The following is a 13,811-nucleotide window of genomic DNA, read 5'->3' on the forward strand; positions in this document are numbered from 1 at the left end:
CTTAGGTTTGATCAAGTTGAAACTGAAAGCCAGTATCTTGATAAAGATCTGGATTCCATTGGAAACTTCGTTGTTTGAGCTTTACAAGCCCGGACTTATGTTGAACCACTGCTGCTGCCGAAACCGTTCCATAATTCCCCGACATTCTTATTAATTGCGCAGAGAGGGAAGTTTCCATTTCAAGTGGCACACCTGTGTTTGGTAATTTTTCTTGTGGAAATGTCTTTTTAGATTTTAGAATATTGAGTACATCAGTTGTGGAAAAAGCAGATTTTGATAGGCGAATCAATTGCTCTTTTGCCAGTTCTACTTTTGGCCATCGTTCATCGAGTAGCGCATTGCTCAAACCATAGATCCCGGGTTTTATTTCTTGGATCTGGGGAGAATAATTACTGAAATAGAATAGCTTTTTCCCATCGCTCACGAGCAGATTAAATCCATCATATTGGTCCTGATATTTTTGAATTCCTTCCAAATATTCTTCTGGTGCGATCGTACTTTCCAACCAAGCTTGAACTAGCTTGCCCCGACTGATCTTGGCATTTCGTGGGTTATTAAAATCCCGGTAATTCGTAAGTAATGACCAGCGCCCATTTGGGTGATATCCCATCCAGGTGCCACCACTTCTTAAATCTTTTCCAGCGTAAAAGCCAGCTTCCCAGACATGCAAGGCCTCGGAGGGTCGATTAAAGAACTCATCTCGGTTGGCACTAATGATTAATGGATATTCTGGATGGGTTTTCCAGGAAAAAGCTACTAGACACATAGGCTAAAAATAAAGAAAAGGCCGGATATTCCGGCCTTTAGGGTGATTACACAACTTAGGATTCCTTCATCGTAGGGTAATCGGTATAACCTTTTTCACCAGGTGTATAAAATGTATCCTTGTCTGGCTGAGCTAGATCGGCACCTGCCTCAAAGCGGGCCACTAAATCCGGATTTGAAATGTATAATGTCCCGTAAGCAACTGCATCAGCGTCTCCATCTTCGATTACTTTATTTCCCTTTTCTTGGTCAAAGCCAGCATTTATTACAAGCGTACCTTTATATAACGGTCTAAAATGCTTTGCAATATGGCTCACTAGGTATGGAATTTCTGAAACATCAGTGAATGGCTCAGAAAGGTGCAAATAGGCTAAATCGTAATCATTCAATTTCTTCACGATATACTCAAAAGTTGGAATCGTTTCCTCATCAGCTTGCATTCCAAACACACCATTAAGCGACGGGTTTAGTCTCAAACCGATTTTTTGCTCTGGCATTACTTCTTTCAATGCCTCGATGATCTCGAAAAGTATCTTGGCCCTGTTTTCTATTGACCCTCCATATTCATCTCTCCTGGTATTACTGGTAGCATTGAAGAATTGGTGTAGTAGATAGCCATTGGAACTGTGTATCTCAATGCCATCAAAACCGGCTTCCATTGCGTTTTTACCTGCATTTTTGAAATCTTGAACAGTCTGTTTGATTTCTGCCCGTGTCATTTCCTTGGGAGTCACTGTTTCTTTAAAACCTTCCGGAGTAAATGACTTTTCGTGCGGATTGATGGCTGAGGGAGCTACAGGCAATTCTCCGTTGTGGAAATCGGGGTGCGAGATTCTACCTACATGCCAAAGTTGAATGAAAATTTTACCACCTTCCTCGTGTACAGCTTTAGTTACTCCTTTCCAGCCTTCTACTTGTACATCAGAATATATTCCTGGGGTATTTATGTAGCCTACGGCTTGTTTGGAAACTTGTGAACCTTCCGTGATGATCAATCCTGCAGAAGCTCGTTGAGCATAATATTTTTCATGGATCTCAAACGGTTTATTTGAAGGATTGTCAGCACGGCTACGGGTCATTGGAGCCATCCAAACTCGGTTTTTTAATTCCAATCCGCCTGCAAGCGTGATAGGTTTGAGTAAAGGTTGATCGGTGTTCATGGTAAATGTTGGTTTGTTTTCAAAAATTCGGTGTCTATACAACTAATGTAGAGGCAATAAAGTTCAGGCTTTTGGGTAATGGTTTCTGTGGATTCCATTTTGTGCTATAACGGACAATAAAACCTTACCAAACTTCAGAAATGGACAATGGTTTGTGATCCTCTGTAATAGGAAAGGGGATGTTCCGCGCTAAAACCTAAGTATCATTCGTTTGCTTATAAATAGTACTAGTATTTGAATAACAGATTGTTAACACTTTTTAATACGATTATTTTCGTAGAATTTTGCTCTTACGATTTTCATCGTATATCTTTGGTACGAAAGTTATCGTATAATCAGCCATGAGCAAGCCAACAGAATCAGAATTAGAAATACTTTCCCTGTTATGGGAAATGAAGCAGGCAAGTGTACGCCAAGTCCACGAGCGTTTAGCTGAGACAAAGGATACTGGATACACGACCACCCTGAAGACTATGCAAAATATGCACGCCAAACAGATGGTCAGTCGGAACGAGTCGCAGCGAACACATATATACAGTCCTGCGACTAATCAAAAAGAAACACAAAAATCTCTGCTGAAAAATTTGGTAACCACAGCTTTTGGTGGTTCAGCTCAGAAATTGGTACTCCAGGCGTTGGGTGAAGAGAACCCGTCAAAGGAGGAGTTAGATGAAATTAGAGCATTTTTAGACCAACTAGAAAATAAAAAATAATGAATCTTTTGAACGACTGGATTCCCGAAAGTTTGCTGTATGCCATGGGTTGGACTCTTGTGCATTCACTTTGGCAACTTGTCCTAATAGGTGCAGGCCTTTGGTTGCTTTTGAAACTGTTTAGAAAGAAAAGCCCTGCTTTCAAATACACTATGGGTTTGGCAGCCCTGGGGTTGACGGTTGTGGCAGCCCTCGGAACGTTTATTTATGAGATTTCCAGCTTTACACCCACCCCTTTATTTGATCGAATGGCACTTATTGCAGGTGCCCCTCAGGCCATGCAATCTTCTTCTACATTTGGAATTGATGCTGTGATTGCGATGTCTGTCAATTGGATAGAACTTCAACTTCCGCTGTTGGTAAATTTCTGGTTTGTTGGTGCATTGCTCTTTCTTTTCCGGTTATTCAGTAGCTTGTCAGAAGTGCGAACATTAAGGAAATCCTCTTCGAAACCTCAGGATTTCCAGTTGGAAAAAATGCTTTATCGCCTAATGGGAAAAATGGATGTTTCGAAAAACGTAGAGATACGCTTGACTTCTTCTGGGGTATCGCCCATTACTTTTGGCTTTCTCAAACCTATTATACTTATTCCTGCAGGATTAATCTTCCAGCTTACCCCAGTGCAATTGGAAGCCATTATAGCACATGAGTTGGCCCATGTGAAGCGTAATGATTACCTCATTAATCTAATTCAATCGGCTCTCGAGGTGATGTTCTTTTACCATCCATGTTATTGGTGGATGAACCAAACGGTAAAAGAGCTGCGAGAAAATGCTGCAGATGATTTGGCTGTAAAGATTGGTGTCACACCCAAAGAGCTGGCTTATAGCCTGGCAGAAGTATTGAATTTTGCTAAACAAAATCCTCCCGAACTTGCCTTGGCAGCGGGGAAAAGAAGGAACCCTACCCTTCAAAGAATCAAAAGAATTCTGGGTCATCCGGCTCAGACATATCCGCAAAACCCTATTATCTCTATCCCTATGTTACTTACACTCTTATTAAGCGCTGGCCTAATGGCGACCGCACAACAGGACGCTTCGGTCTCTGTTGAGAAAATAAACCCTGTTACAGTTGACGTGAATTCGGAAATGCAAGCAATTGCTGAAGTTGAAAAAAACATCAATCTCAACGCCAATGTCAATTCAAACACCAATGTATCTCTGGATACCATAGTAGATAATGAAGTTGAAAAGGTTGTGATCACTGATGGTAAGCCAGCCTATGTAAACTCGAAAAATCAAATCGTAGAATATCAATACGCAAAGCCTGAGCATGTTCTCGTTAAAGGAGATACTATCATTACAAAAGGGGATACTGTTATCATAAAAAATAGCAAAAAAGCCTCTTACGTTTATAAGCAAAATGGTGATGTATTGATTTTAGAGGATTTGGCAGTATTAGACTTAAGTTCAATGCCTGTCTTCCCTGATCAAGCGATGGCTCCTTTGATGGATTTTGACATGGCACCTATGCCGCCGATGGAGTTTGAAATGGCTCCAGTTCCAGACTTCGATATGAGCGGAATGCCTTCAATGAACTTCGAAATGGGCGATCACCCAATGATTTTTGAATTTGATGGGAAAAATGGTCCTGGTGTTTTCTTTAATGCAGATACCATCAAAAATATGACTCCAGAGCAAAAAGAAAAATGGACGAAAGATATGGAGCGTCGTTCTGCGGAGTGGGCAAAAGCGGCTGAATTAAAGGCTGTGGAATGGGAGGCTCATCAAGAGGAGTTTGAGGCTAAAATGCAAGAATGGCAGAAGGCGATGGAGCCAAAAATGAAGGAATTTGAGAAGAAAATGGCTGAGTGGCAAAAAGCATATGAGCCGAAGATGAAGGAATTCGAGGCAAAAATGGAAGCTTGGCAAAAAGCTAATGAGCCCAAAATGAAGGAGTATGAGGCGAAAATGAAAGCTTGGGAAAAGGAAATGCAACCAAAATTGGAGGAGTACCAACGCAAAATGGAAGTTTGGCAGAAAGAGAATGCAGCCAAAATTGAGGCTTACCAGAAAAAATTAGAAGAGCAGTTAAAGAAAAAAGACGATAACAAATAGAACTAACATTCTTAAGATATACCTGAAATGGTAATTGTGTGTTGATGCTTTGAAAAAGACTTGCCCCATGGACAGGTCTTTTTTCTCGTGCTCCTACTTTGAAATGTTCATTCAGGAATCAATGCCTTAAGGTCATCCAGCGTATTGGCATCCTCAATCTTTTTGTCCTGCCTCCAGCGAAGAATTCTGGGAAAGCGAACAGCAACCCCACTTTTATGACGATTGGAAAAAGCAATTCCTTCAAATGCCAATTCAAAAACTAGGGTAGGAGTAACACTTCGTACCGGTCCAAATCGCTCTAAAGTGGTCTTTTTGATGATGCTGTCTACTTTTGCAAACTCCTTGTCCGTCAGGCCTGAGTAGGCCTTTGCGAAAGTTACCAGCTCCAACTCACCAGCTTCATTTGGTTGCCAAAGGCCAAAAGTGTAATCAGTAAAAAGATTTGTTCTTCTACCATGACCGCGCATTGCATAGGTTAGCACCGCATCAATCGTAAGCGGATCCGTTTTCCACTTCCACCAATCGCCTTTTTTTCTCCCCACTTGATAAGAGGCTGATTTCTTTTTCAACATCAAACCCTCACTTCGCTTATCTCTGGAAAGCTCTCGTTCTGCAGTTACTTCTTCCCAGGAGGAGAATTGCATTTGTTCTGAAATATGTAAAGCTGGGTGATTTGTTTTCTGAACCAAATCTTCCAAGAGAGCTCTTCGCTCCACGTAGCTAAATGCTCTAATATCTTCTCCATTAGACTCCAAGAGGTCATAAGCTTTGAAAATCACCGGGACTTTTTGAAGGATACCCTTGCTTACATTTTTTCTACCTATACGGGTTTGCAAATCATTAAATAGCCCAATTTGTCCGTCGATGAAGGCTAGGATTTCCCCGTCAATTACAATTCCATCAGGAAGAAAATTTACCAATGCTGCGATTTCGGGATATTTGTCAGTGACAAGTTCTTCACCTCTGGACCACACGAATATTTCTCCTTTTCTTGCTATCACCTGCCCACGAATTCCATCCCATTTGTGCTCAGCAACCCATTCGGTAACATCGCCTAGTTCTTCAAGCTCATTTTCTAAGGCATAAGCGAGATAAAATGGATAGGGTTTGGATACATAGGCCTGTTCATTTCTTCCAAAAACCAATTCGTCAAAAGTAGTGGTCCCTGGTTCCCAATCCCCCATTAACCGGTAGGCCAGTTCATCTTGAGGCACGGAAGTAACCTGCGAAAGAGCCTTGGTCATTAGCTTTTGACTTATTCCAATCCGAAAGGATCCGGTCAGAAATTTTGTAAAGACAAATCGGGAATAATAATCCAACTGCATCCACATATCCTGCACATACTTTTTCTTCTCGAGGTCAGTTTTAGGTTTTAATAAAACGAGCTCGTCTAGAATGGTACTCAGGGATTTATCACTCGAATGAATATCATTTGGCACAACCAATGCTATTGACTCAGCAAGATCGCCCACGATGTGATAGCTTTCTTCAAAAAGCCAAAGTGGGATTTCTGCTAATTCGGCAGCATAGCTGCGAAGTAAGGTAGTGTTTACAGGTCGGGGAGGTCTTCTGTGAGAAAGGATGGCCATAGTCCAGAGTTTATCCTCCTCATTCGCTTCCGCAAAGTAAGAAGCCAAAGCGGCCACTTTCTGATTGGTCTTGTTAGTTGAGTCCAGCTTCTCTATCAATTGGGCAAATTGTTTCATGCCGATTGAATGGTTTCAGTGACAGATGTGTCCTCTTTTTCACCTTCATAATCGGTGTTTTCAATACTTGCATCATACCCGATTTCCCGTAGATACTTGCTGAATATATCGGTATATCCATGTGTACAAATAACCCGAGTCGCTTCACTTTCCTTAATGCTTTGCAAAAGTCCCTGCCAATCACAATGGTCCGATAGGACAAAACCTTTATCGGTTGCCCTCCGCGCTCTTGCTCCGCGAAAAGCCATCCATCCACTGCAGGTTCCGGTTTCAAAAGGGACCATTTTTCTCATCCATGGCGTGCCATGAGCACTCGGTGGTGCGATTACCACATTTCCCAAAATTTCTTTAGAAGAAGTTTCTCTAGTAATTAGATGTGTTTCGGGCATGTTCAATTGGGGACGGAGAACTTCCGTCATATTCTCAACCGCTCCATGGGTGAAGATTTTTCCTATTGATGGATCAAGATGCATAAGGATCCTTTGTGCTTTACCCAGTGTGTATCCGAATAATACAGAAGTTTTACCTTCATCTTTGTTGCTTTGCCACCATTCATTGATCTCTTCGAATACGTCAGCCTGAGGTTTCCATTTGAAAGCAGGTAGTCCAAATGTGCACTCAGTAATCATCGTGTTGCATTTGATGGGTTCATAAGGAGAGCAAACTCCATCATCTTCGGTTTTGTAGTCTCCTGTAAAGACCCAAACTTCACCTTTGTGCTCTACTCTTACTTGTGATGATCCTATAATGTGTCCGGCAGGGTGAAGGCTAAAAGTGACACCATTTATGTGAAATGGTTCATTCCATTCAATTCCCCGAACATTAATTTCTCCTAGTCTATGGAGAATAATGGGGATGTTACTGTGATGAGTCAAGTAATTCTTATGTCCAAATCGCGCATGATCAGAGTGGCCATGGGTGATAATGGCATTTTTCACTGGTCTCCATGGGTCAATGTAAATCTGAGCTTTTGGACAGTAAATTCCTTTTGAATTAAAAATTAAAAGGTCTGAGTGCTTCATTTGCAAGGGTTAAACTAAGTTAGTATAGAATAATTTCAATCATCATTCCATAGACACCAATACAATGATGGGTTATTAGGGAATTGGCCTCTTAACTTATTTGGAGAGAAAAAGTATACGGAATCTAGGAACTTACTGAATTCAATTGAAAGAAATGATTTTTTAAGCTTCAGCTTCTACTAATAATATCCTCATTTTCTGAATCTGATTCCCCAATTTGAAGAACAAAGTCTTAGCCGGAAAGCTGGTTTTAAACGATAAGGCCGTTTATTGCTGTTTAAAGCTAAACTAGTTAAGTGGCATTAAATATGGTTTATACTCAATACAATTAATGAAAACTATAACCACTAAACTCAACAATTATGAGCGCATTTGAAGATAAAGTAAAAGGAAACTGGAACGAGATCAAAGGTAAGTTGAAGCAAGAATACGGTGATTTGACTGACGATGATCTTATGTATGATGAAGGTAAATCTGATGAACTTCTTGGTAAGATTCAGAAGAAAACCGGTAAGTCTAAAGAAGAAGTTAAATCATTTATCGATAGTATTTAATCTCGAAAATGTAAGTATTCTTTTAGAAGTGCTCTCCATGCGAGAGCGCTTTTTTTATGTCTGGACGTTTTGAGTTCTTTGAATTCATGCGTTTTAATACCTAGTAGCTATTTTTGATTCATGAGTTGCTAGATCCTGAAGTGGGTAGGTGAAGGGTTTAAATAGTAAGGTTGGAATTTCTCATCAGTGGGTTTTTTCCCCACTTTGTTCCTTATTATTGAAAAATCCCGGGAAATTCCCCCACTTTTCTTTTTATATCAGCTGAGCTCCAGCCATTATAGACTTTTTAGCTTAAGAAAAACCTCCAATCCGCTTTGTTTTGCCTCATTTTGGGGAATCTCTAACGGCTTTCTAATCAATACAATACCTCCAAAAAAATCCTTGAATTTTTCAATTAATAATTGGGATGGAATAAAGAAATCCCTACTTTTAAGTCAAAGTGGGAATTTGTGGAGTAAAGTGGTAGAAAGTGGAGAGCATTTTGTTACTTTTGTCTTTACTACATACTCATCATTCTAAAGAGTTCAAAAATTTATGTTCAACAGTCAATACGATTGCAAGCTAGATCCCAAAGGGCGTCTGGTTTTGCCGGCCAAGATCAAGGCGGCAATTCCGGAGGCAAATGGGAGTGCGCTTATGCTTCGAATGGCTGAAGATAGGTGTTTGGCGCTCTACACTATGGTGGAATATAAAAAATTAGAGAATCAAATAAAGTCTCTGAATATCAATAATCCTGAACAGCGCTTGCTGCAGAGGTCTTTTTTCAATTCAGTCACTGACGTAGAATTGGATAGCGCGGGCAGGTTGTTGATTCCAAAGCATTTTCAGCTTTATGCTGGACTGGAAAAAGAAGTAATGGTGGCAGGGAACGGTACTAGAATAGAAATCTGGAATTCTGAAAACTACCTAAATAATATTATCAAAGATCCGGCGGACTTGTCTAGCCTGATGGAAAAGCATCTCTCTTAATCTCATGACGGAGTCTATTTACCATATCCCAGTGATGCTAGCCGAATGCACTGAAGGCTTGTCTATTGATCCCAATGGGATTTATGTAGACGTGACTTTTGGTGGAGGTGGGCATTCACGTGAGATTTTGAAGCATCTGGACAAGGGGCATCTCTATGCCTTCGATCAAGACGTGGATGCTGAGGCAAATATTCCTGCGTCTGACAACTTCACCTTTATCGCTGCGAATTTCCGGGATTTAAAAAAATACCTGAGACTACATGGCGTGAAGAAGGTCGATGGGGTATTGGCGGACCTTGGCATTTCATCCCATCAGATCGATGAGCCTAGCAGAGGTTTTTCTACCAGATTCAGCGGAACTCTGGATATGCGCATGAATCAGTCGGCTGATGTCTCAGCCAAGGAAGTTTTGAATACCTACGACGAGGGAAAGCTTCACAAGATTCTTGGAATGTATGGAGAGGTGAAAAACGCAAAGACCTTGGCGCAAGCAATTGTCTCCGAAAGAGCTTCTCAGCCATTCGAAACGACAGAGGGGTTTACAGCCTTTTTGAAACGATATGCCCCAAAGGGAAAAGACTTTAAATACTATGCTCAGGTCTTTCAGGCTTTGAGAATAGAAGTTAATGACGAAATGGGTGCTTTGGAAGATATGCTGCTCGAGGCGGTAGAAGTGCTTAAGCCGCAAGGGCGATTGGTAGTGATGAGCTATCACAGTCTGGAAGATCGTCTGGTGAAAAATCTGATGATCAAAGGCAAATTTCAAGGTGAGGTGGAGAAGGATTTCTATGGGAATCTAATTCGGCCTCTGGAGCCAGTGAGCAGAGGGGCTGTAGTGGCGAATGCTGAAGAAATCGCGTCCAACCCAAGAGCAAGAAGTGCAAAACTCAGAATAGCGAAGAAGACGGAGGTATGAGCAATAATACATTCAGAAAGAAATTGAAGTCAGGCAACAAACCAAAAGGTGGTCCTCGCAAATCCATTTTCACATGGATAGAGGAGAAGCTGGATGTCACTGGTGTGTTGGGAGAAGGAGTGCCTGTCCAATTGGTTCCGCCGGTTGGATTTGTGGCTTTATTGGCTTTGATCTACATCTGGAGTAATCACCGCGCTGATAACATGGTGCGGAAAATAGAAAAAGCGCAGCAGGAAGTAGAAGATCTTCGTGCGGATGTGACTACGCTCGAAGCAGAATACATGCTGAGTAGCATGCAGTCCGAAGTAGCGAAGCGAGTAGCTGAGCAAGGCATATTTGAATTGAATCAACCACCGATAAAAATCGAGGTAGAGAAGTGAATTTCAAAAAATCCATATTGATCCGAGTGCGGGTGGTGTTTATCCTGATAGCGTTATGCTCAGCGGCCATCCCGTACAAAGTCGCCAAACTTCAAATGGCGGAGGGAGACGTATGGCGTGAAAAAGCTGAAACGATCAATTTCCAATACCGGGAAGTGCCCGCAACTCGCGGTAATATCTATGCTGCTGACGGAAGTTTGCTTGCAACTAGCCTTCCTTTTTATAGAGTGGCTCTAGATCCGACTATTGCTAAGTCTGATCGGTATAAAGCTGGGATTGATTCCTTGGCTAAAATGCTTTCCGGCTTTTACAAGGATAAATCAGCATCCTCCTACAAAAGAATGATCAATGATGCCAGATTGGACAACAAGCGCTATTTGGTTTTGAACAGAAAGCAGATCGGGTATCAAGGCATGCAGGAAATGTCCAACTGGCCAATTTTCAGAGAAGGAAGACTGGGAGGTGGAGTTATTTTCGAGAAAGTAGAAAAAAGATATAGACCGTTTAATTCCCTTGCCAGCCGAACAGTTGGCTTTTTGAATGAAGACGAATATGGTGCTGGAATCGAATACAGCTTCAATAATTACCTGCAAGGTCAGGATGGAAAAGCGCTTTTCCAGCGCTTAGCCGGAGGAAGTTGGAAGCCGGTTTTTGATGCGGAAGATGTGAAGCCTGAGAATGGATACGATGTCACTACTACGCTTGATGTGAATATTCAGGATGTGGCAGAAACTGCCTTGAGACGTCAGTTGACAGATCGAGATGCGGAATTTGGATCAGTGATCGTGATGGAAGTAAAGACTGGAAAGATCAAGGCAATAACCAATTTGCAGCGTAATACCAGTGGCAATGGATATGGTGAAAACTACAATTACGCCATTGGAGATCAGGGGAATACTGAGCCAGGATCTACGTTCAAGTTGCTTTCCATGTTGGCGCTTTTGGAAGAAAATAAAATCACACTGGAAGAAACGATAGAAACTGGCAACGGTGCTCATAAATTTTACAATCGTACGATGCGTGATGCCAAGAATGGTGGTTATGGTACGTTGACCATACGTGAGGCTTTTGAGAAATCTTCCAACGTCGCAGTGTCCAAATTGGTTGATGAGCATTTTGGCGCCAGCCCATCCAAGTTTATGGCTTATGTAGATAAAGTTGGACTTCGCGAGCCTTTTGGCTTTCAGTTAATAGGCGAAGGCAAACCTTATTTTAATAAACCTGGAGAGAAAGGCTGGTCAGGTGTATCGCTTCCTTGGATTTCTATAGGATATGAAGTGAAGCTGAATCCTCTACATACGCTTGCATTATATAATGCTGTAGCTAACGGAGGCAAAATGATGAAGCCATATATCGTTCAGTCGGTTTCCAAAGGAAATATCATAGAAGAGCAATATCAACCTGAAGTCATCAGGAAGCAGATCGCTTCTGAGAAAAACATCAAACTTCTTCAAGGACTTTTGGAAGGAGTTGTAGAGAATGGAACAGCGAAAAATATCGCCAACGCCGATTACAAAATCGCAGGTAAAACAGGTACTGCTCAAAAGCTGATCAACGGACAGTATTCCAGAATTTACTATACAAGTTTCGCAGGCTATTTCCCTGCTGACAATCCAAAATATTCAATGATTGTGGTGATCGATAGTCCAAAAGGCTTTGCTGCATACGGGGGAGATGTGTCTGCGCCGGTTTTTAAAGAAATCGCAGACAAAATCTATGCACTTGACATTGAATTAAACCCAGACAATCAGCAAGAAATATTCAGGGCTGAAGCAGATGGAACGCAATTGCCATACGTGAAAGCAGGCAAAGCGGAAGAGCTTCAAGGCATTTTCCAGCAACTTGGATTGAAGGCATCTGCTGCTAATCCTGAGGAATGGGTGAAGACAGTCGCCCAGGATGCAAGTGTTCAGATGAGCGTCAATGATACAGACAAGTCGACTGTACCTGATGTGTCAGGACTTCCGCTTCGAGATGCGCTTTTCATTCTTGAGAATAAAGGATTGAAAGTCAATTACACTGGGAAAGGCAGAGTAAAAGCGCAGTCTATTTCCGCTGGGACCGAATTAAGACCCAACGCAACCATAAATCTGGTATTAGGATAAATGAAAGTACTAAAAGACATATTATATAAAGTATCGCTTACCTCTACTACCGGAGACATGGAGTTGGGAGTGAAGGATATTGTCTTTGATAGCCGTCAGGTCACGGAAGGAAGTGCTTTCGTAGCGATCAAAGGTACACAGGTAGACGGCCATGAGTTTATTGAAAAAGCAATTGGTTTAGGTGCTCAGAGCATCGTTTGTGAGCAATTGCCAGAGAAACTAGTAGAAGGAATAAGCTACGTGGAAGTGGTGAATTCTGCCCGCGCGCTTGGTGTCATGGCAAGTAACTATTTTGACAATCCTTCTGAGAGTATCAAGGTAGTGGCGATCACAGGTACTAATGGAAAGACCACCACAGCCACTCTTTTGCATCAACTTTTCATGCGAATGGGCTACAGCACAGGCTTGCTTTCTACTGTAGAAAATAAAATTAATGAAACTGTTATCCACGCTACTCATACTACGCCAGACGCGGTGAGTGTGCAGGCTTTGCTTCGCAAAATGGTGAAGGAAGGCTGTACGCATTGCTTTATGGAAGCGAGTTCGCATGCCATTGTGCAAGAGCGAATAGCTGGGTTGAAATTAGCCGGAGCAGTTTTCACAAATATCAGCCATGACCATTTGGATTATCATGGCACGTTTGACGAGTACATCAAGGCAAAAAAGAAGTTGTTTGATGAGCTTCCAAAAGAGGCTTTTGCACTGGTAAATGGTGATGATAAACGAGGATCTGTGATGTTGCAGAATTGCAAAGCTTCACATCAGTTTTTTGCGCTGAAGTCTCCTGCGGAATTCAAAGCCAAAATCATTTCCAATACACTCGAAGGACTGGAGCTAGACATCAACGGTAAGTTGATCTGGTTCAGGATGATCGGGGCATTCAATGCCTACAATCTTCTGGCGGTTCTGGGAGTCACTGTCCTTCTGGGCGAAGAGGAGGACGAAGTTCTTCGTGAGCTTTCAGGGATCCGCGGAGCTAAAGGGCGTTTCGATAGAATTTCCATTGCTGGAATCACTGCTATCGTGGATTATGCGCATACGCCAGATGCTTTGGATAATGTCCTTAAAACAATCAACGGTGCTAGAACGGGTGGGGAACAACTGATCACAGTAGTGGGCTGTGGAGGAAATCGTGACAAAACCAAGCGTCCCATCATGGCAAAAATTGCTGTTCAGGAAAGTGATAAAGCAATTCTTACTTCTGACAACCCTCGATTTGAAGTGCCGGAAGAAATACTAAAAGATATGCAGGCTGGGGTAGGTCCGTCTGAAATCAGAAAAACATTAAACATTGTGGATCGCAGAGAGGCAATTAAGACGGCTTGTATGCTTTCACAAAAAGGAGATATCATTCTTATCGCCGGCAAAGGCCATGAGGATTATCAGGAAATCAAAGGAGTGAAGCATCACTTCGATGATACCGAAGTAGTAACCGAGTTTTTACAACAATTGACACAGAGCTGA

Annotated in this window: 12 protein-coding genes; 8 read left to right on the forward strand and 4 right to left on the reverse strand. The window is 42.0% G+C overall.

What is annotated here, in order from left to right:
* Nucleotide 1 precedes the first annotated feature (1 nt).
* Together AC0L6R_RS12670 and AC0L6R_RS12675 are read right to left on the reverse strand one after the other, a co-directional pair.
* The gene (locus AC0L6R_RS12670) at nucleotides 2-766 is read right to left on the reverse strand and encodes an NRDE family protein (protein WP_473271536.1); all 765 of its coding nucleotides are present in this window, start codon (nucleotides 764-766) and stop codon (nucleotides 2-4) included.
* 55 nt (nucleotides 767-821) lie between these two features.
* Nucleotides 822-1,925: an alkene reductase gene (locus tag AC0L6R_RS12675; protein ID WP_473271537.1), complete on the reverse strand. Its 1,104-nt coding sequence runs from the start codon at nucleotides 1,923-1,925 to the stop codon at nucleotides 822-824.
* Nucleotides 1,926-2,266: 341 nt separating this feature from the next.
* Between AC0L6R_RS12675 and AC0L6R_RS12680 the strand changes: the two genes are divergently transcribed.
* Both AC0L6R_RS12680 and AC0L6R_RS12685 read left to right on the forward strand, forming a co-directional pair.
* Nucleotides 2,267-2,638 (forward strand): BlaI/MecI/CopY family transcriptional regulator, encoded by a 372-nt coding sequence (locus AC0L6R_RS12680; RefSeq protein WP_283414763.1) that lies wholly within the window; start codon nucleotides 2,267-2,269, stop codon nucleotides 2,636-2,638.
* Nucleotides 2,638-4,695 (forward strand): M56 family metallopeptidase, encoded by a 2,058-nt coding sequence (locus AC0L6R_RS12685; protein WP_473271538.1) that lies wholly within the window; start codon nucleotides 2,638-2,640, stop codon nucleotides 4,693-4,695. Before AC0L6R_RS12680 ends, AC0L6R_RS12685 begins: the two co-directional genes overlap by 1 nt.
* Before the next feature lie 107 nt (nucleotides 4,696-4,802).
* Here AC0L6R_RS12685 and AC0L6R_RS12690 read toward each other — a convergent pair whose 3' ends face one another.
* Together AC0L6R_RS12690 and AC0L6R_RS12695 are read right to left on the reverse strand one after the other, a co-directional pair.
* A complete protein-coding gene (locus tag AC0L6R_RS12690; RefSeq protein WP_473271539.1) occupies nucleotides 4,803-6,401 on the reverse strand; it encodes an ATP-dependent DNA ligase in 1,599 nt (532 codons plus the stop codon).
* A complete protein-coding gene (locus AC0L6R_RS12695) occupies nucleotides 6,398-7,423 on the reverse strand; it encodes a ligase-associated DNA damage response exonuclease (protein ID WP_473271540.1) in 1,026 nt (341 codons plus the stop codon). The genes AC0L6R_RS12690 and AC0L6R_RS12695 overlap by 4 nt, the downstream gene beginning before the upstream one ends.
* Nucleotides 7,424-7,785: 362 nt before the next feature.
* On the opposite strand from AC0L6R_RS12695, the gene AC0L6R_RS12700 reads away from it, so the two are divergent.
* The 6 genes from AC0L6R_RS12700 to AC0L6R_RS12725 all read left to right on the forward strand — a co-directional run bounded on the left by AC0L6R_RS12700 (nucleotide 7,786) and on the right by AC0L6R_RS12725 (nucleotide 13,811).
* Nucleotides 7,786-7,977, forward strand: coding sequence for a CsbD family protein (locus tag AC0L6R_RS12700; protein ID WP_283414759.1), 192 nt, complete (start codon nucleotides 7,786-7,788; stop codon nucleotides 7,975-7,977).
* 534 nt (nucleotides 7,978-8,511) lie between these two features.
* Nucleotides 8,512-8,946 carry a division/cell wall cluster transcriptional repressor MraZ gene (gene mraZ, locus AC0L6R_RS12705; protein ID WP_283414758.1) on the forward strand — a complete coding sequence of 145 codons (435 nt, stop codon included), beginning with the start codon at nucleotides 8,512-8,514 and terminating at the stop codon, nucleotides 8,944-8,946.
* A 4-nt stretch (nucleotides 8,947-8,950) separates the two neighbouring features.
* Entirely contained in the window at nucleotides 8,951-9,862 is a 912-nt protein-coding gene (gene rsmH, locus AC0L6R_RS12710) for a 16S rRNA (cytosine(1402)-N(4))-methyltransferase RsmH (protein WP_283414757.1), read from the forward strand.
* Nucleotides 9,859-10,242, forward strand: a complete 384-nt coding sequence (locus AC0L6R_RS12715; protein ID WP_473271541.1) for an FtsL-like putative cell division protein — start codon at nucleotides 9,859-9,861, stop codon at nucleotides 10,240-10,242. Before rsmH ends, AC0L6R_RS12715 begins: the two co-directional genes overlap by 4 nt.
* Nucleotides 10,239-12,347 (forward strand): penicillin-binding protein, encoded by a 2,109-nt coding sequence (locus AC0L6R_RS12720; RefSeq protein ID WP_283414755.1) that lies wholly within the window; start codon nucleotides 10,239-10,241, stop codon nucleotides 12,345-12,347. The genes AC0L6R_RS12715 and AC0L6R_RS12720 overlap by 4 nt, the downstream gene beginning before the upstream one ends.
* Nucleotides 12,348-13,811, forward strand: a complete 1,464-nt coding sequence (locus AC0L6R_RS12725; protein WP_283414754.1) for a UDP-N-acetylmuramoyl-L-alanyl-D-glutamate--2,6-diaminopimelate ligase — start codon at nucleotides 12,348-12,350, stop codon at nucleotides 13,809-13,811. It begins immediately after the preceding gene.

Source organism: Algoriphagus sp. 10J20-15 (assembly GCF_055809615.1).

Coding starts and splice junctions, on each gene's coding strand:
- AC0L6R_RS12670 (WP_473271536.1), bottom strand. CDS start 766: ATGTGTCTAGTAGCTTTTTCCTGGAAAACCCATCCAGAATATCCATTA.
- AC0L6R_RS12675 (WP_473271537.1), bottom strand. CDS start 1,925: ATGAACACCGATCAACCTTTACTCAAACCTATCACGCTTGCAGGCGGA.
- AC0L6R_RS12680 (WP_283414763.1), top strand. CDS start 2,267: ATGAGCAAGCCAACAGAATCAGAATTAGAAATACTTTCCCTGTTATGG.
- AC0L6R_RS12685 (WP_473271538.1), top strand. CDS start 2,638: ATGAATCTTTTGAACGACTGGATTCCCGAAAGTTTGCTGTATGCCATG.
- AC0L6R_RS12690 (WP_473271539.1), bottom strand. CDS start 6,401: ATGAAACAATTTGCCCAATTGATAGAGAAGCTGGACTCAACTAACAAG.
- AC0L6R_RS12695 (WP_473271540.1), bottom strand. CDS start 7,423: ATGAAGCACTCAGACCTTTTAATTTTTAATTCAAAAGGAATTTACTGT.
- AC0L6R_RS12700 (WP_283414759.1), top strand. CDS start 7,786: ATGAGCGCATTTGAAGATAAAGTAAAAGGAAACTGGAACGAGATCAAA.
- mraZ (WP_283414758.1), top strand. CDS start 8,512: ATGTTCAACAGTCAATACGATTGCAAGCTAGATCCCAAAGGGCGTCTG.
- rsmH (WP_283414757.1), top strand. CDS start 8,951: ATGACGGAGTCTATTTACCATATCCCAGTGATGCTAGCCGAATGCACT.
- AC0L6R_RS12715 (WP_473271541.1), top strand. CDS start 9,859: ATGAGCAATAATACATTCAGAAAGAAATTGAAGTCAGGCAACAAACCA.
- AC0L6R_RS12725 (WP_283414754.1), top strand. CDS start 12,348: ATGAAAGTACTAAAAGACATATTATATAAAGTATCGCTTACCTCTACT.